The organism is Asaia sp. HumB (genome assembly GCF_030263835.1).
Taxonomy (GTDB): Bacteria; Pseudomonadota; Alphaproteobacteria; order Acetobacterales; family Acetobacteraceae; genus Asaia; species Asaia bogorensis.
In genome coordinates this window covers 39464-60813 of sequence record NZ_JARPML010000002.1, presented here as the reverse complement: position 1 = coordinate 60813, position 21350 = coordinate 39464, and the positions used below count along the sequence as shown (strand labels likewise).

The following is a 21350-nucleotide window of genomic DNA, read 5'->3' as shown; positions in this document are numbered from 1 at the left end:
TCTCACCGGCCTACTGCCCCTACGGCGTTTGCGAGATCTCGCGGACGATCAGGCCGCAGAAGCAGTGTGACAGTGATGAAAGCAACGTAGAGCAGCAGATACCAGGAAACGAGTTTCTGGGGATGGACGACCCATGTAAAGTCACGCTTTGCGTAAAGCCATGTGCCGGTGAAGGTGCCGATATTTTCCGCAATCCACAGGGCAACGCTTGAGAAGAAGGCGGCCAGAGGCAAGGGCATGCGCCAGAAAACATCGACGATCCGATAATGGATGACGCAGTGCCGATAAAGAAGAACGGTCGCGAGAACAAGCAGCCAGCGCAGGTCCGGAAGATAATGGTGCGTGAAGAAATTGGCATAGATGGCAAGCGCCAGGAGCAGTGAAAGCCTGAAATCCGGATAAGGCTCGAAGCGCATATCGAACAGACGTATGACACGCGCCATGTAACTGCCCACCGAGGCATACATGAAGCCCGAAAAGAGCGGCACATGAAGGATCTTGAAGAACCCGGGCTCGGGATAGGCCCATGATCCGGCGGACACCTTGAACCACTCCATGGCCGTGCCCGTGATATGGAAAGCCAGAATGGCCGCCAGCATCAGCCCACCGAACAGGCAGGCCCAGCCCTGCTTGAGGACGAAGAGAACAAAAAGACCTGAGAAGCCGTGAAGATATCTTCTGATCACACGCCCGAGTTCGTGCTCGAGATTGGCTGTTGCGCTGGCATCGGGTTGGGACGGGGCGTTCATGGCGCGGCTCCTTGTCGTTTGCCGCGCCATTGCCGCACCCCGAGCCCAAAGGCAAGAGGCGCATCCTCCGCTCTCAATACCTAGCGCGGCAGGCAGCTGCACTCAGCGGGAGAGAGCGAAATTGAGCCCCCCCATAACGGTCAGGCCCTGATTGGGAATGGTCGAGATCTGGCTCGTGTAATAGCGACGGTTGGTGATGTTATCAGCATTGATGAAAGCCTGAATCTGATGGGTGATCTGGTAAGAGCCGAACATGTCGAACACCACATAACCGCCCTGCTTGGGGTAGAGCGCCGTGCTGCTTGAGGGCCTGCCCAGAGTTTGCGTAGCGGCCCGAATACGGGCACCGAGCGAGAGCTTGTTGTCGAAAAGATGCAGCCCGACCGTCCCTGCCAGAACCGAACGTGGCGGCGTGGTGAGCATGGCGCCGAAGCCGGTGTAATCGGCGCGCGGCAGCTTTGTGGTCGTATTGGTGTAGGACAGCGTTGCAAAGACCAGGCGGTTATCGTAGCGCGCCTGCCCCTCGAAGCCGTGCGTGAAGGTGTTACCCGCCATGTTCTGGTAGAAATACCCGGAGGTCGGGATATACGAGCCAGCCGCCGGACGCCCGATCACACGCGTCTGGGCGATATAGTTCTTGATGCGCGTGTCGAAATAATCGCCGTCGAATGTCACCTTGTCGCCATCCGTCAGCACGTCACGATAATGCAGCTTGGCACCAATTTCCCAGCCATAGGTCTGCTCAGGCGCGAGATTGGGATTGGGAATGAATTTGAGGAAGCCAAGGCCCGGATGCGAGCTGGCCATGAACATCTCGGTGACGGCGGGCGGGCGAAAACCGAGACCGTAGCTGCCATAAAGCTGCAGGCCATGCACCGGCGTGACAGCCAATGTCACCTTGGGATTGACGGCATCGGCGCCTCGGGAGGCGCTGAAGGCACCCGCATTGACGGACGTGAAGCCTGAGGCCTGATTAACCCCGCTGCCAGAGGCATGATAGGTGTCGTAACGAAGGGCACCCGTCAGCTGCACGATTTTCCAGTTCAGGGCGAGCTGTGTGAAGGCGCTGCCAACCCCGCGCCCGCCTGAGGGGGTGGACCCCTCATAGCCCGTCTGGTCCTTCGTCTTGACAGAGTCATGATAGTACTCGCCGCCATAATTGAGCGAGGCGAGCACGGGGCCAATCGGGAATTGCGAGGTGTTGTCCGCCTCGAAGCCCAGCGTGGTCAGGTTGTATTTCGTCAGATTGGCCGCGGCGAGGGTGATGGCGCGGTAGGCCGGCATGGCATTGTCCAGCCCGGTGGAGACCACATAGCCCTTGACGTGCAGCGAGATGAGCTTGTTGTCGTGTGGTGTGAAGCGATACTCCAGATTGCCCTGGTTGTTCTGTATCTTGTTGCCCGCGTAGATGCCTTCGGTGCCCTGTCCGAATTCATTGTGATAGATGACTGTTCCCAGGGTCAGGCTCTGGTCCATGCCGGGCTTGATGTCGATCTTGAACAGGCCGGACTGCATACGCTGGTAGGTATCGGGAATACGCGTGCCAGCGCCATCCTCGTAATCGCCCGAGCTGCGCATGCTGAAGGCTGCGGCCAGACCCAGCCAGGGGCGCACCCTGACACCCGCGCCAACCACGCCCGAACCATCATAATTATTGGTGCCGCCCAGTGCGCGCGCCATCACGCCATAGCGTTTGCCTGAATCGACCAGATCATCAACGCCCAGCGTGTGCATGTTCACGACACCGGCGATGGCACCCGCACCATCAGCGGTCGAGACCGTGCCGCGAGAGACATCCAGCCCCGCGAGCAAGGCCGGGTCGACATAGACACTGCCATTCGCGCCGTGGCTGCTGGTCTGGAAGTCCTGCCTTGCGCCATCCACCATGACATTCACACGACCGAAATCCTGCATGCCGCGTATGGAAATCGCGAGGGAGGGGGAGCCATCATTCTGGAAATAGACGCCCGGCAGCCCGGTGAGGATCATGTAGGGCTCGGTAGGGGCGACACGGAGCATGTCATTACGGGTCAGTGTTGAGCTCGCCTGCGGCACGGCGATTTCGTTCGTTCCGTGAACCTTCACGCTCGGCAGGGTGATTTCGTTGCCGTTGCTGCGGGTTACGGTGCCGGACCGTGCTTCTGCGCGCGCCAGTTGCGTGGCTCCGGTCGCGGTCGTTGTGCTCGCTGCCGCACGCCCTGATGGGGGAGAGGCGTGTGCGCTGCCAGTCGGCGTGTGCCTGTTTTGCACGTTCTGGGGCGCGTGAGGTCCCAGATCCTGACCGGTAGACGGGGCATTGCCTGTCTGCGCGCGTGCCTGAACCGGAGCGAGGGTGATCAGGGCGAGTGACGTCGAAAGAGAAAGTACCCGGCGGGTAGTGATCATGGCGTTGGCCCTGCGAGTCGGTGAATGATGTTGCGAACAGCTATTGAGAATGACTCGCACTTGCAAGACGTAAAAACATCCTTTAAATCACCGCTCCATCGGGTGAGGGAAACCGGCCACACAGCCCCCATGTCCCCGCAGAAAAGGGTCAGGAACCATGAGCATCAGGTTGTTTGGACGGCGTCAGTTCGGGCTCTCGGCATTGGCAACCGGCGTTTCCGGAGCCACCTCGCGCGCTGCGCGGGCCGGTGAGACCCGCCCCATACGCGTGGAGGATTGCCGCGGTCGTCATGTCACGCTGGGCACCATGCAGCGCATGGTTTCGATCGGTGGCACGATTACCGAGACGCTTTATGCGTTGGGTGTCGGAGAGCGGATCATCGGGGTCGATATTACCTCGACCTACCCGGTGGCAGCCCTGCGCGAAAAGAAATCGGTCGGTTATATGCGGCAGCTCTCATCGGAAGGGGTCTTGTCCCTACGGCCCGATCTGGTGCTCGCGATGAATGATTCCGGGCCGCCCAACGCGCTCGATCAGCTTATGGAATCACCTGTCCCGATCGTTATGATCGATGCAACGCCATCTCTTGAAGGTGTGAAAAACCGTATCCTGACGCTGTCGCGCATCGTGGGTGCCGAGGAGCAGGGGGCGTCGATGGTGGTGCGTTTCGATAACCAGCTGCGCACGCTCAAGGCATGGAAAGAACTACACCCCAAAAAGGCCCGCGTGCTGTTTGTCATGCGTGTGGTCAACGGGCGACCGATGGCTGCTGGAACCGGGACGGCGGCCGATGCCATCATAACGCTGGCGGGCGGTATCAACGCCGGAAGCGGCATGCAGGGCTACAAGGCGCTGGAGCGTGAAGCTCTGATCGGGCTGCAACCGGACGTCATTCTCATGATGAGTCAGGGCGGGCAGTCCATGCGGGATGCCCTCCTTGCGGATGAGGCCGTCAAACTCACACCCGCCGGGCAAAAAGGGGCGATTATCGACATGGAGGGCGAGAAGCTTCTTGGCTTCGGGCCGCGTACTGCCGAAGTCGCGCTCGAACTGGCGCAGGAAATTGCCCGCCACACGCTGCCTGCATGAATGTGCGACGCCTCAATCCGGTGTCGGCCTTCGTCCTGCTGGGGCTCGGGCTTGTGTCGAGCTTTCTTCTCGCTCTGGCGTCTGGTGCGACCGGTTTCGGCTTTTCCCCGCACGGCCTGAGCGATCCGCAGGTCATGCGGCTTGTCGTTGTGGGCATCCGTCTGCCGCGTGTCGTTCTGGCCATCCTTGTCGGGGCGGGGCTCGGGGCGGCGGGGGCGGTCATGCAGGGCATGTTCCGCAACCCGCTGGCCGATCCGGGCCTCATTGGTGTGTCATCAGGCGCGGCACTGGGAGCGACGCTGATGATCGTTCAGGGCACGCTGTGGTTTGGTGACACTGTTCTCGCCCATTGGGGTATTCCGGCGGGCGGCATGATGGGCGCCTGCGTTATGACTGCCGGGCTCCAGGCGTTCGCAACGCGTCAGGGGCGTCTTTCGACCAGTCGTCTCGTTCTTGCAGGTGTGGCACTCGGCGCTCTTGCCTCGTCCGCGACCGGCATCCTGCTTTACCGGGCCAATGATACGGCGTTGCGGGATCTGACTTTCTGGACCATGGGCAGTCTCTCTGGCGTACGCTGGCCCGAGATCGAGATTCTGGCGCCGCTCACCAGTGTCTCTCTTCTGTTGCTCTGGGCGCTCTCACGACCGCTCAACCTGCTACTGGCCGGTGAGGAGAATGCCGCGCTCATGGGGTGCCATGTGCGGCGGGTGAAATATCTCTGTCTGTTCGCCGTTACGCTTGCAGTGGGGCCGGCCGTATCGTTCTCAGGTGTGATCGGGTTTGTGGGGGTGATCGTGCCTCATCTTGTCCGCCTTGCAAGCGGACCCGACCATCGGATTCTTATCCCGGCCAGCGCCATGCTTGGTGCCATTCTGCTGGTTCTATCCGACACATTGGCCCGAATCATTGCGCCTCCTTCGGATGTGCCGGTCGGCATTATCACGGCGGCGCTGGGTGCGCCTGTTTTCATCTGGCTTCTGATGCGCAGCAGTGATCAGGAGATTCCGGCGTGAGCCTGATGCTCGATAATGTCTCTGTCGTGCATGACGGGCGTTCGTTGCTCGATGGCGTGTCCCTCACGCTCTCGCCGGGGGTAATGATTGCGGTGATTGGGCCCAACGGGGCAGGCAAGACGACCCTCATGCGTGTTGCTGCCGGGTTGCTCGCGCCAAGTTCGGGCCATGTCACGCTCGACGGCACGCCGCTTCATCGTTTCTCTCCCGCCAACCTCGCTGCCCGACGCGCCATGCTGACGCAGGACCAGAGCCTCGATGCCCGCTTTTCGGTGGATGAACTGGTGAGGTTCGGGGTCCAAGCCCGGGCCCCGTTTCGCGTGAGCCTCGGCGCGCTCGTTGCCCGGACCCTAGAGGAGGTCGGTCTGGCTGAGTTCAGTGAGCGTGACATCACCAGTCTTTCGGGTGGGGAGCGTCAACGCGCGCATCTTGCCCGTATTCTGGTGCAGCTGCGTTGGCATGGTCATGAAGGATACCTGTTGCTGGACGAGCCCGTTTCAGCACAGGATATCGCTCGCCAAAGGCAGGTTCTGTCTCTTGCGCGGGCGTATACGGGCAAAAACGGCGTGTGCAATGACGGAAAGGCTGCATGCAATGGCTGTCTCGCCATCTTGCACGATCTGAACTGGGCCGCCGCTTTTGCCGATAGGGTTGTGGTGCTTGCACGGGGGCGGATTTACGACGCCGGCCCTCCTGAGATCGTCATAACACCTTCCATGCTCCGGGATGTATTCGGTCTGACCGATGTCGTTCCGGGGTGCCATCGTGAGACAGGGCGGCCATTTCTGCTGCCGCATGATCTCGTTTCGCCCCGTTCCTCATGAGTAATATCAATAAGATTGTGAAAGTATCGTCGATGTATATCGCCATGAACAGGTTTCAGGTCCTGCCCGAGAGCGAAGAAGCCTTTCGCCAGCGCTGGCTTGACCGCGAGGTCCTGCTGACAACTGTGCCAGGGTTTGTCTCGTTCTCGCTGTTGCGCGGGCCGGTCAAGGATGACCATATTCTCTGGTCATCCCACACCATCTGGTCATCCAAGCAGGCATTTCGTGACTGGACGCAGTCCGAGCAGTTCCGCAAGGCGCATGCTGGTGCGGGTGGCAACAAGCCCCTGACGCTGGGGCCGCCGGTGTTCGAGGGCTTCGAGGTCGTCCAGCATATCGACAACTGAAACTGGTGCCTCCGGGCGAAAATTCTGACCGGCATGATTGCCTGATGCCGGTTAGGGATCTTTCACCCTCGGTACGCTGCGCGAACCGAGGCGGGGACTGATCGCAAGGCGCGTTGCAATGCCTGATCTTGCGCGTGCCACGCACGAGATCAGGCATATGTGCGGCGGGTGCTTATGCGCCGAGGCGGGTCAGGATCAGGTCGAAGGCACGCTCGACCGTGGCCGCGCGCACATCATTGCGGTCACCGGAGAAATGAGCCGTTTCCAGAACGGGATTTCTGGTCCCTTCCATAACACACAGGCAGACCGTGCCGACGGGCTTGTCCGCCGTGCCGCCCGCCGGACCGGCTATACCGGTGACGGCAACAGCGATGGTCGCGTTCTCAGCGCGGTCGAGGGCTCCAATGGCCATCTCTGTTGCGACAGCCTCACTGACGGCACCGTGACGTTCGAGGGTACGCTCCGCAACATCCAGAGCATCCATTTTCATGGTATTGGAATAGCTGACGATCCCGCCCTCGATCACGTCTGACGATCCTGCAAGCGATGTAAGTGTTGCCGCAATCAGTCCCCCTGTGCAGCTTTCCGCTGTCACAAGGCGGACCCCACGCTGACGCAGGAAATCAAGAACGGCTTGCGCCTTTTCTGTCAGGCTGGTTGGAACGAGAGCTGATTCAGCCACGATGATTGACCTCCAGAACACGATAGAGCGCCATGTTTTCCTCGACGCGCTGGATATAGGAGCGTGTCTCCTCGTAGGGCAGGCTCTCGATCCAGTCGACCATTCCCTCCTGAGTAAGGGGCTGGGGCAGGGGGAGGCTGGCCAGCCATTGATCGGTACGATGCGGCCCCGCATTATAGGCGGAGAGAACAACAGGCACGACATTGCCGAAGCGCTGCAAAAGCTGCGCCAGATAGGCGCGCCCCAGTGTGAGGTTTGTTGAAGGGTCGCGTAGGCCACTGGCGCTCGTATCGACCCCGGCAAGCCCCGCGCGGCGGGCGACATCCCGTGCTGTGCCTGTCTGAAGCTGCATCAGGCCGATGGCCTTGGCCGGGCTCGAAACATGCGCGTCGAAACTGCTTTCCTGACGCGCCACGGCAAGGGCGAGCCCATGTGGCAGGCCGTCCCCTTCGGCCTGAACGCCATTGAGAACGGGCCAGCCTTCGGGATAGAGGGCGGCGCCCAGACGACCTGTGCGACGCGCGGCGAACACAGCAGGTTCGAGCACATCGATGGAGAGGCTGAACCGGGCAAGTGCCGCCTGACCGGCGGCATCCTGCACCTGGGCATAGCCCATCATCAGGAATTCACGGGCGTGGTCATCGTCACCGCGCTCATGAAGCAGGCGGGCAGCTTCTATCAGGTCGCCGCGCGAGACCGGGCCGCTGGAGAGCGACGGCACGCGTGCGAGGGCCTGAGCCAGACCGGGCACGTCGCCGCCATCGGGGAGCAGTGTATCGCTTTTCCCTGACAACGCGGCCTGTGCCAATTGCCCATAAAATGTCGTGGGCATTGTAGCCGCCTGTCGCCACGCGGCATTGGCCTCGCTCTGTGCGTCCTCCGCAGCGTAGGCGCGTCCAAGCCAGTAATAGCCCCGGCTTTTGGTGATCAGGCTCGTCTGACGGGTGAGGGGAGAAAACGCCTCCCGTGCCTGGGCTGGGTTTTTGACAAAACGCAGGTCGATCCAGCCGCGCAGGAAGCGGGCCTCGAGCGCCGGGGCAGCACTGAGGGGTAATGTCGTATCGTCGGCCAGGATACGCGCTTGCGGTACGTTGCCCTGCATGAGGAAAGCGCGCGCCAGACCAAGGCGCTCATTGGTCCAGTCGCTTGACGGCGCATGCTTCTGGACGGCAAAGCCGTTGCTTTGCCAGAGGGCGAAAGCGACATCCGGCGTCTCATAGCGACGAAGCTGCCGCAGGCGCGTCAGCATGATCTGTGGCTCAGCGCGTTGTGCGTCAGTCAGGGATGCGAATTGCGCGGCTGAATCCGGGGCGTTGGAAAGCAGCGCGATCAGCACACGCGCTGTTCCCTGCCGGGAAGGAGCCAGCAGCGGGATCTGTCGCCCTGCTGCTGTGAACTGGCGTGTGCGCAGTTGGCGCTGGAAACGCGCCCAGTGATCATCAGGTGTCAGGCTCGTTGCGTATTCCGCAAGGATGAGGCTGGAATCGGTCTCCCGATCCGCGCCGTTACGCCAGATGCGCCGCGCCTGGCTGGCAGCGTCGGGCAGAAGGGTCGCGCAACGCATGAAGGCCTGGGCACCAGTAAGCGGCTCGCGTGGGCAGAGTGACGCCAGTTCGCTGTCGCTCGTGCGCGTTGCCAGCGCCTGTTGATAGCGCGACAACATGACGGAGCGCTCGGGCCACGCGGGGGTGATATCCAGAAAATCTGCATAGGCGCGCGCCGAAATCCCGGGATCAGGCTGGATCAGGGCAAGCCAGGAGTCGAGCCGTGAGGCGACATCCCCCGGTGCGCTGGTAACGGGGGGCACTATCGAGGATGTTGCTGAGCCGTCCCCGGTCTCATCCGGGGCTGCGGCCTCGGCAACCGGTGGGGCGGGCTCCTGAGCGTGGGTGCTGCAGCCGCCAAGCAGAAGAAGCGTGCTGGTCAGAAGGAGGGATTTAACCCGCGACATGATGCACCACCTCGATACTCCCCTTATAGATCAGCTCACAGGCGACAAAGGCCACGATGGCGAGCCCCAGCCATGCAATCCAGCGATAGCGTTCGAGCAGGTTTGCCACGAGCGTCGCCGCTACACCCATGAGCACGACAGAGAAAGCGAGACCAGTCACAAGCACGTAGGGATGACCCAGCGAGGCACCCGCAACAGCCAGCACGTTGTCGAGGCTCATTGACAGATCGGCGAGGATGATCCGGAAGATTGCCTGACCCAGCGTGCCGCTGCGCGTTTCCCCCTCGTCGGGTTCGGGGTGGCGCATCTCCTGGTACATTTTCCAGCAAACCCAGAGCAGCAACAGCCCGCCCGCAAGGGTAAGGCCAATAACGGCCAGCAGTTGCGACGCCACAAGGGCAAGCACGATACGCATGAGCGCCGCACTCGCGACCCCCACGATGATGGCCTTGCGTCGCTGGGCTGCGGGCAAGCCGCGCACCACCATGCCAATAACGACGGCATTATCGCCTGCCAGGGTGATGTCGATCATGACAACCTGGGCAAGCGCGATCAGGGCGTGCCAGGTGAGATCAGGCGCCACATTATCCTCCACATATCTTCAGGGCCCGAAGCCTAGCGGCCAGACGGGGTGCGCGCAATTATTCGCACCCCAACGCAGGGTGTTCGCCTGGAAGGTGTTCGTGGCGTGCGTATTGCGGTAAGAGGGCCCGATCCGGACTCTCCGCTCTCGCAGCGTTTTCTTCCCGAAGGAGCCTTACCGTCATGGTGCCACGCTATAGCCGCCCTGAAATGACCGCCATCTGGTCGCCTGCCAACCGCTATCGTATCTGGTTCGAGATCGAGGCGCTGGCCTGTGAGGCGATGGCAGAGCTGGGCGACATGCCGAAGGAAGCGGCGCAGGTCATTCGCAAGCGTGGTGACGCCGCCATGGCAGCGTTCTCGGACGAGGATCTGGCCCGTATCGACGAGATCGAGGCCGTGACGCGTCATGATGTGATCGCGTTCCTGACATGGCTGGCCGAAAAGATCGGCCCTGAGAGCCGCTTCGTGCATCTTGGCATGACGTCCTCCGACGTTCTGGACACGTGCTTTTCGGTCCAGCTCGTTCAGGCAACCGACCTGCTGCTTGAAGATCTCGATGCCGTACTGGCCGCACTGAAGAAGCAGGCTTTCGCCCACAAGAACACCGTCACCATCGGCCGCTCGCATGCCATCCATGCCGAGCCGACCAGCTTCGGGCTCAAGCTCGCTGGCCATTACGCCGAATTCGCCCGCAACCGTGAGCGCCTGCAGACGGCCCGCAAGGAAATTGCCATCTGCGCGATTTCTGGCGCTGTAGGCACCTACGCCCATATCGACCCCCGTGTGGAAGAATTCGTGGCAGCGCGCCTCGGCCTTGCCGCCGAAGATGTTTCGACGCAGGTCATCCCGCGCGACCGTCATGCCGCATTCTTCTGTGCACTTGGCGTGATTTCGAGCGGTATCGAGCGTCTGGCTGTCGAGGTGCGTCATCTTCAGCGTTCGGAAGTGCGCGAGGCGGAAGAATTCTTCCATCCCGGGCAGAAGGGCAGCTCGGCCATGCCCCACAAGCGTAATCCGGTGCTTTCAGAGAACCTTACCGGTCTGGCGCGTCTGATCCGCTCGCACGTTATCCCGGCGCTTGAAAACGTGGCCCTTTGGCATGAGCGCGATATCAGCCACTCCTCTGTCGAGCGCAACATCGGCCCCGATGCCACGATTGGCCTCGATTTCGCACTGATGCGCCTGGCAGGCATGATGGACAAGCTGGTGGTGTATCCCGAGCGCATGATGGCCAATCTCGAATCGCTGGGCGGTGTCGTCCATTCGGGCGAGGTCCTGCTGGCTCTTGCCCGCTCGGGCATTTCGCGAGAGGACGCCTATCGTATTGTTCAGCGCAATGCGATGGAGACCTGGACGAAACTCGGAACACCCGAAGGTCGCAGCTTCCGTGAGAATCTGGATGCGGATCCCGAGGTTGCTGGCCGCGTCGACTCCCGCGTCTTGGACGAGGCGATGGACAGCACACGACATCTTGTTGCGGTAGACCGCATTTATGACAAGGTTTTTGGTTAACTTCCCACATTGTGTGTTGACCTTGTGGTGTCTTATTGTGGAAGTAACGTGTTTGTAATCTCAAGCACGTTCATCCGGACCAAGACGAAAGCTGACCAATGGCTTCCACATCGCGCCCACGAGGGCATGCACTAACGAACTTCATCGCCGTTATCGCGGCGACGGGCGGCCTCCTTTTCGGGTATGATACAGGTATCATCTCAGCCGCCCTGCTTCAGCTCACCCCGCAATTCCAGCTAACCACGGAAAGCGCCGAGATCGTTACCTCGGCCGTTATCCTCGGTGCGCTGATCGGTTGTATCTCGGCAGCACCGCTTTCGGATCGTCTGGGTCGTCGTCGTACGATCATCGCTGCGGCGACGCTGTTCCTCATCGGAACGGTGATCGTGACCTTCGCGCATACGGTTGCCATCCTGACCTTTGCCCGTCTGATCCTTGGTCTGGCCATTGGCGCATCATCGCAGATCGTGCCGATCTATATTGCCGAGATCGCGCCGCCCGAGCGTCGCGGTTCGCTCGTGGTTGCGTTCCAGTTTGCCATTGCCTTTGGTCAGCTCATCTCCTTCATCACCGGCTATCTGCTTCAGGATTACTCCTGGCGCCTGATGTTCGGCCTGGGTGTCATCCCGGCGGTCATCCTTTTTGTCGGTATGCTTTTCCTGCCCAACAGCCCGCGCTGGCTGGCCATGCAGGGTGAATTCGAGCGCGCTCGCACTGTGCTGCGTAGCGTGCGTCGCACCGATGCCGAAGCTGACCGCGAACTGCAGGAAATCCAGGATCAGCACGACGAGAAGGCCCCGCTTTCCGAAGTGTTCAAGCCCTGGGTTCGTCCGGCTACCATCGCGGCCGTCGGTATTGCACTGCTGTGCCAGCTTACCGGCATCAACGCGGTCATGTATTACGCGCCGACCATTTTTGCCGATGCCGGCTTTGGTCAGTCATCCGCTCTGCTGACCTCGGTTGCGGTCGGTGTTTCGATGGTTGGCACGGTCGCGTTCGGCGGCTGGGCTGTCGATGCCTGGGGGCGTCGTACCCTGATGCTCCGCATGATCCCCGGTGCTGTCGTTTCGCTCGTTCTGCTGGGCTTCATGTTCTTCACCGGCCAGACCCATGGCTGGGGTGCATTTGTGACTGCCGCTGCCGTGGTGGGCTATGTCGTGTTCAACGTCGGCAGTCTTTCCGTGGCGATCTGGCTGGTGGGTGCCGAGGTGTTCCCGCTGTCCTGCCGTGGCACAGGCATGAGCCTTGTTGCTGCCAGCCACTGGGGTGCAGATCTGATCATCTCTCTCACGACGCTCAGCATGGTGAAGGCGCTCGGCGCTGGCGGGACGTTCTGGCTCTTCGCGGCCGTGAATGCCGTCTCGTTCTTCTTCGTGCTGCGTTATGTGCCCGAGACACGGGGCCGTTCGCTGGAGCAGCTCGAGGCATCCCTGCGTGACGGCACCTTCGCGCCCATCGCTCGCGCCAAGGCTGCTGCGGCCGAATAAGACGACAGGCGCTCTCCTGTCATGGCGACAGGGGACGATCATGGGTATGAACGGCGTTGCTCCGCTGCTATATGCGGGACAACGCCGTTCACCGTTTTTGAAAGATCGTCATGGCACGCCGTCGTCAGCTCTATGAAGGAAAAGCCAAGATCCTGTTCGAGGGGCCAGAGCCCGGCACACTCGTTCAGTATTTCAAGGATGATGCCTCCGCCGGCAATGGCGTGAAAAAAGGGATCATCACCGGCAAGGGCGTGCTGAACAACCGCATCAGCGAACACCTCATGCTTCGCCTGCACGAAATCGGTATTCCGACTCATTTCGTTCGTCGCCTGAACATGCGCGAGCAGCTGATCCGCGAAGTCGAGATCATCCCCCTCGAAGTTGTTGTGCGCAACGTGGCTGCGGGCTCGATTGCCAAGCGCCTCGGCCTTGCCGAAGGTACGCGTCTGCCCCGGTCGATTCTCGAATATTACTACAAGAACGATGCGCTCAACGACCCGATGGTGTCGGAAGAGCATGTCACCGCCTTTGGCTGGGCCAATGCGCAGGATCTCGATGAGATCAATGCCTATGCGCTGCGCACCAATGATTTTCTCACGGGCATGTTCCAGGGCATCGGCATCCAGCTTGTCGATTTCAAGCTCGAATTCGGTCGCCTGTGGGAAAACGACGAGATGCGTATTGTGCTCGCCGACGAAATTTCTCCCGATAACTGCCGCCTGTGGGACACCAAGACGAGCGAGAAGCTCGACAAGGACCGTTTCCGTCGGGATATGGGCCGTGTCGAGGAAGCTTATCAGGAAGTCGCCCGCCGCCTTGGCATTCTGCCCGAGGCCGGCAACGGCGATCTCAAAGGACCGGAGGTCATGCAATGAAAATTCGCGTCAATGTCATGCTGAAGGAAGGCGTGCTCGATCCGCAGGGCAAGGCCATTGGGCACGCCCTTGAGGTGCTGGGCTTTGCCAATGTCGGCGAAGTGCGCGTGGGCAAGACCATGGAACTCGAGATCGCGACCGAAGACCGTCAAAAGGCACTCGCCCAGGGCGAGGCAATGGCCCGTGAGCTTCTGGCGAACCTCGTGATCGAAGATTTCGCTGTCGAGGTTGTTGGATGACCCGCAAGCTGGCTCTTCTGGCGGCAGTTGCGCTTGCACTGCCAGCAGGCGGCCTGGCCGGTGTGGCTCAGGCTGATGAGCATCGTCTCTCTTCCATGCAGGCGGGTCGCTTTGGCGCCATCTGCTCCAAGCCTCAGGGCAAGGCCGTCTGTGATGCCTACATTGCCGGCATGGCTGATTCAGGTGCGCTTTCGGCCCTGAACGCCAAGAGCAATGGCGATGGCGGCACGGTGGTCGGTTTCTGCGTTCCTGACGCCGAAACAACCGATGCCATGCGCGGCAAGGTGCTGTCCTGGCTCAAGGCTCATCAGGACGTCCTGAAATTCCCTGTTGGCAAATCCGTTTTTGCGGCTCTGCACGAAGCCTATCCGTGTTCGGGTCAGGGAGGGAAGCCATGAAGGCCGGTATCGTCGTTTTCCCTGGCACGAACCGTGAGCGCGACATGGAGCAGGCGCTTCGTCTCGTCAGCGGCAAGGCACCCACCATGCTCTGGCATCGTGATACGAGCCTTCCCGATCTGGACCTGATTGTCCTTCCGGGCGGGTTCAGCTTTGGCGACTATCTGCGTTCGGGTGCCATGGGCGCCCATTCGCCGATCCTGCGCGAGGTGCGTGCCTTTGCCGAGCGCGGCGGGTATGTACTGGGCGTGTGCAACGGGTTCCAGATCCTGACCGAAGCCCAGCTTCTGCCAGGGGCGCTCCTGCGTAATGCGGGGATGCGTTTCCTTTCGCAGGACGGGTTCCTGCGCGTCGAGACGCAGGATACGGCCTTCACGCGTGACTGGATCAAGGGCGATGTCTTCCGTGCGCCGCTGGCTCATGGTGACGGCAACTACACGGCCTCGGAAGCCGAGCTCGATCGCCTCGAGGGTGAAGATCGCGTGGCTTTCCGCTATGTTTGCGCCAAGGGCACGCTTGATGCCGCGAACCGCGTGAGCAACCCCAATGGGAGCCAGCGCTCCATCGCAGGCATCCTGAGCGCCAACAAGCGCGTCTGCGGCCTGATGCCCCACCCTGAAAACCTGGTCGATCCCGATCTTGGCGCGACAGATGGCGTGCCTCTGTTCTCGGGTCTGGTGAAGAGTCTCGTCGCATGAGCATGATCGTCAACGCTGAACTTGCCGCCCGCTTCGGTCTCTCTGCCGAGGAGTACCAGAAGGTTCTGGACATCATGGGCCGCGTGCCCAGCCTGACCGAACTTGGTATCTTCTCGGTCATGTGGTCGGAGCATTGCTCCTACAAATCATCACGCGTGCATCTCAAGACCCTGCCCACCACGGCCCCCTGGGTCATTCATGGCCCCGGTGAAAACGCCGGTGTTGTGGATATTGGAGACGGTCTTGCGGCTGTCTTCAAGATGGAGAGCCACAACCATCCGTCGTTCATCGAGCCCTATCAGGGCGCGGCGACTGGCGTGGGTGGCATCCTGCGCGACGTCTTCACGATGGGCGCGCGCCCCGTTGCCAATCTGAACGCACTTCGCTTCGGTGACCCGTCGCTTCCTGTGACGCAGCGCGTGATTGATGGCGTGGTTCGTGGCATTGGTGGCTACGGTAACTGTGTTGGTGTGCCCACGGTAGGCGGTGAGATCAACTTCCACCCGGCCTATAATGGCAATCCGCTCGTCAACGCCATGACCGTTGGTATTGCCCGTCAGGATCGCATTTTCCTCTCGGCTGCTGCGGGTATCGGCAATCCGGTGGTCTATGTCGGCTCCAAGACAGGGCGCGATGGCATCCATGGTGCCACCATGTCCTCTGCTGAATTCGACGAGCATGCGGCGTCCAAGCGCCCGACGGTGCAGGTGGGTGACCCGTTCACCGAAAAGCTGCTGATCGAGGCCTGTCTCGAACTGATGGCGACCGACGCTATCGTGGCGATTCAGGATATGGGTGCGGCTGGCCTCACATCCTCTGCTGTCGAGATGGCGGGCAAGGGCGGTGTCGGTATCGAGCTCGACCTCGATAAGGTGCCGCAGCGCGAGACCGGCATGACGGCCTATGAGATGATGCTGTCGGAGAGCCAGGAGCGTATGCTCATGGTGCTCAAGCCTGAGCGCACTGACGTGGCCCGCGCCATTTTCGAAAAATGGGACCTCGATTTCGCGATCGTCGGCGTGCTGACCGACACGGCGCATATCACGGTCAAGCATCTTGGCAAGACGGAAGCGGATATTCCGCTTGCGCCACTGGCTGATGAGGCACCGCTCTACCATCGTCCCATGACGCACGCTGCAAAGCCGGCGCGTCTGGGCACGGTGGCCGATCCTGCGGGTGTCGAACATGCGCTGCTGACCCTTCTGGCCTGCCCGGATCTCGCCTCGCGCGCCTGGGTCTGGAACCAGTATGACAGCGGTGTCGGTGGCCAGACGGCCCGTCGCCCCGGTGCGGCCGATGCTGCCATCGTTCGTGTCGAGGGCACGAAGCGCGGTCTTGCCATGACGACCGATTGTACGCCGCGCTATTGTCAGGCTGACCCGCATGCGGGTGGGGCTCAGGCGGTTGCAGAAGCCTGGCGCAATATTACGGCAACGGGTGCGCTGCCGCTGGCCGTGACCGATAACCTGAACTTCGGCAATCCGGAAAAGCCGGAGATCATGGGTCAGTTCGCCGATGCCATCAAAGGCATGGGTGAGGCCTGCCGTGCGCTGGATTTCCCGGTCGTGAGCGGGAATGTCTCGCTGTACAATCAGACGAGCCATCCCAGCGGTCTGAGCCAGCCGATCCTGCCGACGCCAGCCATCGGCGCTATCGGTGTGATCGACGATGTGACCAAGGCGATTGGTCTTGGCATGCCTGAGCAGTGCGAGCTCGTGCTGATCGGTGAAATCCGTGGTGAGCTCGGCCAGTCGCTATGGCTGCGTGAGATCTGCCATCGCGAAGATGGTGCCCCGCCGATCATCGATCTTCACGCCGAGCGTCGCAACGGTGACTTCGTGCGCAAGATGATCGGGGAAGGGCGCATCGAGGCCTGCCACGACATCGCCGATGGCGGATTGCTTGTGGCCGTGGCGGAGATGGTCATGGCGAGCGGCGTTGGCTGCCATCTTGACAAGCCGCATCACGGCACCAGCCTTCATGCCTACTATTTCGGCGAGGATCAGGCCTGCTACGTGGTGGCCACCAAGCATGCTACCGCGCTGATCGACGCAGCTGAAAAGGCTCATGTGCCAGTGCGCCATCTCGGACGTTCAGGGGGTGATTCACTGGTTCTGACCGACGGTATGAGCCTGTCGGCCGAGCGTATGCGCAAGGTCAATGCCGAGTTCTTCCCCAAGCTGATGGAGCGCTGAGCCATGCCAATGAGCGCCGAAGAAATCGAACGCACCATCAAGGCTGCCCTACCTGATGCCGTGATTGAGATTCATGATCTCGCGGGTGATGGGGACCATTATGCTGCAACCGTGACCAGCACCGCTTTCGCGGGGCTGCCACGGGTCCGCCAGCACAAGCTCGTCTATGACGCGTTTGGTGGTCGTATGGGGACAGAGCTGCACGCTCTGGCCCTCAAAACACAAACCCCCTGACAATCGAGACCAGTTGGGTCTATAATTAAGCGATTATTGACCCAACGCGCATCTCGCGCACAGGAGCGATCCATGGCCGAAGCTACTTTCCAGCAGATTCAGCAGCTTATCGACAACAATCCCGTCATGCTTTTCATGAAGGGTGACAAGCTGTTCCCTCAATGCGGCTTTTCCGCACGCGTCGTGCAGATCCTCGGGCACATGGGCGTCGATTTCGAGACGGCCAATGTGCTTGCCAGCCCGGAACTGCGCCAGGGCATCAAGGACTTTTCGCAGTGGCCGACAGTGCCGCAGCTTTACATCAAGGGTGAGTTCATCGGCGGCTGCGATATCGTGACCGACATGTTCCAGAGCGGCGAACTGGAGTCTCTGCTGGAAGAAAAGCAGATCGCCAAAAAGGTGTCCTGATCTGCCTTGATTAAGCCATAAACTCTGCACACTGCCACGGTTTCGTCTTAAACTGTGGCAGTATTGCAACGGTAAATCTTCTTGTAAAAAATTCTTCCCGAGGCCTCTTGTTGTACTTTCGCAGTCCTGACTAACGTGGCGGAAGTCATTCAGAGGGAAGAAAAAATGCGGCGTCTATCGGGTCTTAAACTTGCAGCTTCAGTCGTCGCCGTTGGGGCAGCCTTCGCCTCTCATGGTGCAAGCGCAAGAGAGATCACTGATTGGGAAGCCTCCAAGCTGACGCTTGATGCGCTGACCGCTACGCCCGTCTATCACCGCCCAGTCACCACCTACACGCATCACCACGGCGCAGCCGTTCATCAGGTGGCCGCCCGTCACGTATCAGCGCAGTCGCGTCGCGCCCTTGTCCACACCGTGGTTTATCACGCCAAGGCACCGGTAAACAGCAAGCATCACGCCCGCCGTCACGGCTGATCGACTGGGGCGCTACTGCGCCCCGCCAAAACGGCCTTCCTGCGCGGGTGATATCTGATCTCCCCGGCAAGGCATTTATCGGTGCCGGTCAGCGCTATTGAATTTCGGCAGTCAATCAGACCGTTATGCCAGCATCTCCCGACGACCATACTCGACCGCCATGCTGCGCAACTGCGGTCGATCCCTTCTTGAGGGGCTCTGTCTCTGATCCAAGGCCGGTCCGGGGCAGGGGCAACAGCGCTGTTCGACGGTTGGTCTAACCGTCCCTCAGAATATCCTCGATCCATGCCACATCCCCAGCGACGTCATATATCATGAGGTCACACCGGGTGTTTTCGCGTTGCCATGACGGCTGTGTCTGAAGAAGATACTCCGCAGCGGCCAGAAGACGGCGCTGTTGGGGGAGCCTAAGGGCGTAGGCGGCCTCATCCAGTGTGCGGCGCTGCTTGACCTCAACGAATAGGATGAGACTGTCATTCGCCGCTATGAGATCGATCTCGCCATATGGGGTGCGGCATCGCTCGGCAAGAAGCACGAAGCCCGCATTTTCGAGCGTTTCGCGCGCGTGAGCCTCTGCCGCCATTCCGGCGGCGAAAGCCCTGCTGCCGCGCCTTTGGCGCGCGGTCGTCACAGTCTGCTGCGGAGCAACCTTGCAGCCTCGACAGCAAAATAGGTGAGGACGCCATTACAACCGGCACGCCTGAACGCAAGCAGGCTCTCAAGTATGGCGCGATCGCGGTCGAGCCAGCCATTCTGGATAGCCGCCATCAGCATCGCGTATTCGCCCGACACCTGATACGCGAACGTCGGAACGGCGAAGGTTTCGCGCACCCGGTGAATGATGTCCAGATAGGGCATGCCGGGTTTGACCATGACCATATCTGCGCCTTCCTGGATGTCGAGCGCGACCTCGCGCAGCGCTTCATCGGAATTGGAAGGGTCCATCTGATAGGTCTTCTTGTCGCCTTTGAGCAGCCCCCCGGACCCCAGAGCGTCACGGAACGGGCCATAGAAGGCAGAGGCATATTTGGCCGCATAGGACATGATGCGCACGTTGTCGTGCCCCGCCTTGTCCAGGGCCGTGCGTATCGCGCCAATGCGTCCATCCATCATGTCAGACGGGGCAATGATGTCGATCCCGGCTGCGGCCTGATTGATGGCCTGTAGCGCCAGAATCTCTACCGATGCGTCATTGACGACGTAATTGCCCTCGATAAGACCGTCATGGCCATGATCGGTGTAGGGGTCGAGCGCCACATCACCGATCAGCCCAAGGTCAGGATACAGGCGCTTGATTTCACGCGCTGCCTTGCAGATCAGATTGTCCGGATTGGTGGCCTCACGGCCCGTCGCATCCCTGATGTCTGTCGGGGTGATCGGGAAGAGGGCCACGGCGGGGATACCGAGACCGATGGCCTCGGCCAGATGAGCCTCAAGCAGATCCACGCTCACGCGTTCGACGCCCGGCATGGAGGCGACACTGCTGCGCTGCCCTTTGCCATCACAGACGAAGATCGGCCAGATCAGATTGTCGATCGTCAGCGTCGTTTCGGCCACAAGGCGGCGCGTGAAACCGTCGAAACGGTTACGTCTTGGACGGCTGAGTGGAAAGGATCCGGTGATCATCGCGTTGTTCCCTCGGCAGTAAGCTTGCTCTTTTTGATACCATAAAGCGCATAAACGACCAGTCCGGCGATCAGCCAGACCACCATGCGTAGCCAGGTGAGCGCATCCAGCGACACCATGACCGCGAGGCAGCTCAGGATACCGCAGACCGGGGTGAACAGCCCGCCAGGTGCGCGAAACGCGCGGGGGCGGTTTGGCTCACGAATGCGCAGGATCAGGACACCCACACAGACCAGCACGAAGGCGAGCAGGGTGCCGATTGAGGTCATGTTGCCGAGCACGGAGATCGGCACCAGCCCTGCCAGCAGGCAGGTCACCACGAGAAAGATCAGGTGAGACACGGATGGTGCCCGCGTGCGTGGGCTGAGGCGGCCAAATATCGCCGGTAGCAGGCCATCATGCGACATGGCGTAGAACACGCGCACCTGACCCATCATGAGCCCCATCAGCACCGAGATATAGCCAAACAGGATGCTGAACTTGAGAGCGCCCTGCAGCCAGAACAGATGGGTGATATCGATGGCGGTGGCCACAGGGCTGCCATCGCCCTCGAGCTGGCGATAATCAACGACACCGGTCAGCACGAAGGCGAAGGCGATATAGATGATGGTGCAAATGAGCAGGCTGCCCAATATGCCGATAGGCATGGTTCGTTCTGGATTACGGGCCTCCTGCGCGGTGGTGGCGATGATGTCGAAGCCCAGATAGGCAAAGAAGATCATGCCAGCAGCCCGCATGATGCCCGAGACGCCAAAATGACCGAATTCGCCTGTGTTGGGCGGAATGAAAGGGGTGAAATGCTCGGGCTTGATGAAGGGCGAGCAGAATATGATGAAGGCGCCGACCACTCCGAGCTTGAGCACCACGACCACAGCATTGATGCGCGTGGACTCGGAAATGCCGCGCAGCAGAAGCATGACGATGAACACGATTGCGGCCATGGCGGGAAGGTTGATCCAGCCATGAGCCATGCTGCCATCCGGCAGCTTCACCATGCTCATGGGGGATGCCATCCAGCGCGGGTCCGGATGCAGGTTCCACTGGCCCAGAATCGAGGCCAGATAGCTTGACCAGCTCGAGGCTACGGCCGCTGCCCCTACGGTGTATTCCAGCACAAGATCCCAACCGATAACCCACGCGACCAGCTCGCCAAGCACCGCATAGCTGTAGGAATAGGCCGAGCCGGCAGAGGGGATCATGCTGGCCAGTTCGGCATAACAGAAGGCAGCAAACCCGCAGGCAATAGCGGCCACCACGAAAGCAAGTATGACTGCTGGCCCCGCATTCTGGGCCGCAGCAATGCCTGTCAATGAAAACAGGCCAGCCCCGACGGTCGTGCCCACCCCAAGGGCAATCAGTGAAAACGGTCCGATAACGCGGTGCAGCCCGTGTTCGCCTTTTTCGTCGGTTGCCACGTCAATCGGTTTGCGCCGCCACAGGGCGGCGAGGGGCTGGGCCATTCAGTCTTCCTCTAAAACAACTCTCCCGCGCTAAACGGGTTGGCGGCGGGGGGAAATCTGGGATATTGCCCATCGTGATACGCCATTTTCCGCGTCTGTGCGCCCCCTCCGGGAGAGA

At 60.8% G+C, this 21350-nt stretch carries 22 protein-coding genes; 14 read left to right on the top strand and 8 right to left on the bottom strand.

Annotated elements, in window-relative coordinates:
* Positions 1–2: 2 nt before the first annotated feature.
* Complete coding sequence (locus tag P5689_RS01640) at positions 3–749, bottom strand: DUF817 family protein (protein WP_285531872.1); 747 nt, start codon at positions 747–749, stop codon at positions 3–5.
* A 102-nt stretch (positions 750–851) separates the two neighbouring features.
* Positions 852–3134: a TonB-dependent receptor domain-containing protein gene (locus tag P5689_RS01635; protein WP_285531871.1), complete on the bottom strand. Its 2283-nt coding sequence runs from the start codon at positions 3132–3134 to the stop codon at positions 852–854.
* A 157-nt stretch (positions 3135–3291) separates the two neighbouring features.
* Between P5689_RS01635 and P5689_RS01630 the strand changes: the two genes are divergently transcribed.
* Genes P5689_RS01630 through P5689_RS01615 form a run of 4 tightly spaced genes read left to right on the top strand, consistent with a single transcriptional unit; the run spans position 3292 to position 6408 of the window.
* A complete protein-coding gene (locus tag P5689_RS01630; RefSeq protein WP_285531870.1) occupies positions 3292–4224 on the top strand; it encodes an ABC transporter substrate-binding protein in 933 nt (310 codons plus the stop codon).
* Positions 4221–5237, top strand: a complete 1017-nt coding sequence (locus P5689_RS01625) for an iron ABC transporter permease (RefSeq protein ID WP_285531868.1) — start codon at positions 4221–4223, stop codon at positions 5235–5237. The genes P5689_RS01630 and P5689_RS01625 overlap by 4 nt, the downstream gene beginning before the upstream one ends.
* Before the next feature lie 5 nt (positions 5238–5242).
* Positions 5243–6061, top strand: coding sequence for an ATP-binding cassette domain-containing protein (locus tag P5689_RS01620; protein WP_285533783.1), 819 nt, complete (start codon positions 5243–5245; stop codon positions 6059–6061).
* Positions 6062–6093: 32 nt separating this feature from the next.
* Positions 6094–6408, top strand: a complete 315-nt coding sequence (locus P5689_RS01615; RefSeq protein ID WP_285533781.1) for an antibiotic biosynthesis monooxygenase — start codon at positions 6094–6096, stop codon at positions 6406–6408.
* Positions 6409–6580: 172 nt separating this feature from the next.
* Here the strand turns inward: P5689_RS01615 and P5689_RS01610 are convergent, their stop codons facing one another.
* From P5689_RS01610 to P5689_RS01600, 3 genes are read right to left on the bottom strand one after another with little or no spacing between them, the layout of a single operon-like run.
* Positions 6581–7090: a CinA family protein gene (locus tag P5689_RS01610; RefSeq protein WP_285531867.1), complete on the bottom strand. Its 510-nt coding sequence runs from the start codon at positions 7088–7090 to the stop codon at positions 6581–6583.
* On the bottom strand, positions 7083–9041 hold the full coding sequence (locus tag P5689_RS01605; protein ID WP_285531866.1) for a lytic transglycosylase domain-containing protein: 1959 nt from the start codon (positions 9039–9041) through the stop codon (positions 7083–7085). The genes P5689_RS01610 and P5689_RS01605 overlap by 8 nt, the downstream gene beginning before the upstream one ends.
* Entirely contained in the window at positions 9028–9624 is a 597-nt protein-coding gene (locus tag P5689_RS01600; protein ID WP_285531865.1) for a TerC family protein, read from the bottom strand. The genes P5689_RS01605 and P5689_RS01600 overlap by 14 nt, the downstream gene beginning before the upstream one ends.
* A gap of 182 nt (positions 9625–9806) precedes the next feature.
* On the opposite strand from P5689_RS01600, the gene purB reads away from it, so the two are divergent.
* The 10 genes from purB to P5689_RS01550 all read left to right on the top strand — a co-directional run bounded on the left by purB (position 9807) and on the right by P5689_RS01550 (position 18146).
* Entirely contained in the window at positions 9807–11138 is a 1332-nt protein-coding gene (purB, locus tag P5689_RS01595; RefSeq protein WP_285531864.1) for an adenylosuccinate lyase, read from the top strand.
* Between the two features lie 98 nt (positions 11139–11236).
* Positions 11237–12625 carry a sugar porter family MFS transporter gene (locus tag P5689_RS01590; protein ID WP_023979207.1) on the top strand — a complete coding sequence of 463 codons (1389 nt, stop codon included), beginning with the start codon at positions 11237–11239 and terminating at the stop codon, positions 12623–12625.
* Positions 12626–12735: 110 nt separating this feature from the next.
* Positions 12736–13500 (top strand): phosphoribosylaminoimidazolesuccinocarboxamide synthase, encoded by a 765-nt coding sequence (gene purC / locus P5689_RS01585; protein ID WP_025886165.1) that lies wholly within the window; start codon positions 12736–12738, stop codon positions 13498–13500.
* Positions 13497–13739 carry a phosphoribosylformylglycinamidine synthase subunit PurS gene (gene purS, locus P5689_RS01580; RefSeq protein ID WP_122039588.1) on the top strand — a complete coding sequence of 81 codons (243 nt, stop codon included), beginning with the start codon at positions 13497–13499 and terminating at the stop codon, positions 13737–13739. Before purC ends, purS begins: the two co-directional genes overlap by 4 nt.
* Positions 13736–14137: a Rap1a/Tai family immunity protein gene (locus tag P5689_RS01575; RefSeq protein WP_285531863.1), complete on the top strand. Its 402-nt coding sequence runs from the start codon at positions 13736–13738 to the stop codon at positions 14135–14137. The genes purS and P5689_RS01575 overlap by 4 nt, the downstream gene beginning before the upstream one ends.
* Complete coding sequence (gene purQ / locus P5689_RS01570; protein ID WP_285531862.1) at positions 14134–14835, top strand: phosphoribosylformylglycinamidine synthase subunit PurQ; 702 nt, start codon at positions 14134–14136, stop codon at positions 14833–14835. The genes P5689_RS01575 and purQ overlap by 4 nt, the downstream gene beginning before the upstream one ends.
* The gene (purL, locus tag P5689_RS01565; protein WP_122049954.1) at positions 14832–17030 is read left to right on the top strand and encodes a phosphoribosylformylglycinamidine synthase subunit PurL; all 2199 of its coding nucleotides are present in this window, start codon (positions 14832–14834) and stop codon (positions 17028–17030) included. Before purQ ends, purL begins: the two co-directional genes overlap by 4 nt.
* A 3-nt stretch (positions 17031–17033) precedes the next feature.
* On the top strand, positions 17034–17264 hold the full coding sequence (locus tag P5689_RS01560) for a BolA family protein (RefSeq protein ID WP_031241086.1): 231 nt from the start codon (positions 17034–17036) through the stop codon (positions 17262–17264).
* A gap of 72 nt (positions 17265–17336) precedes the next feature.
* Entirely contained in the window at positions 17337–17672 is a 336-nt protein-coding gene (gene grxD / locus P5689_RS01555) for a Grx4 family monothiol glutaredoxin (RefSeq protein ID WP_023979215.1), read from the top strand.
* Between the two features lie 165 nt (positions 17673–17837).
* On the top strand, positions 17838–18146 hold the full coding sequence (locus P5689_RS01550; protein ID WP_081866649.1) for a hypothetical protein: 309 nt from the start codon (positions 17838–17840) through the stop codon (positions 18144–18146).
* 256 nt (positions 18147–18402) lie between these two features.
* On the opposite strand, the gene P5689_RS01545 is transcribed toward P5689_RS01550, so the two are convergent.
* From P5689_RS01545 to P5689_RS01535, 3 genes are read right to left on the bottom strand one after another with little or no spacing between them, the layout of a single operon-like run.
* Positions 18403–18729 carry a YraN family protein gene (locus tag P5689_RS01545; RefSeq protein WP_023979217.1) on the bottom strand — a complete coding sequence of 109 codons (327 nt, stop codon included), beginning with the start codon at positions 18727–18729 and terminating at the stop codon, positions 18403–18405.
* Between the two features lie 44 nt (positions 18730–18773).
* The gene (gene hemB / locus P5689_RS01540; protein WP_285531860.1) at positions 18774–19772 is read right to left on the bottom strand and encodes a porphobilinogen synthase; all 999 of its coding nucleotides are present in this window, start codon (positions 19770–19772) and stop codon (positions 18774–18776) included.
* Entirely contained in the window at positions 19769–21232 is a 1464-nt protein-coding gene (locus tag P5689_RS01535) for an APC family permease (protein WP_023979219.1), read from the bottom strand. Before P5689_RS01535 ends, hemB begins: the two co-directional genes overlap by 4 nt.
* Positions 21233–21350: the final 118 nt, after the last annotated feature.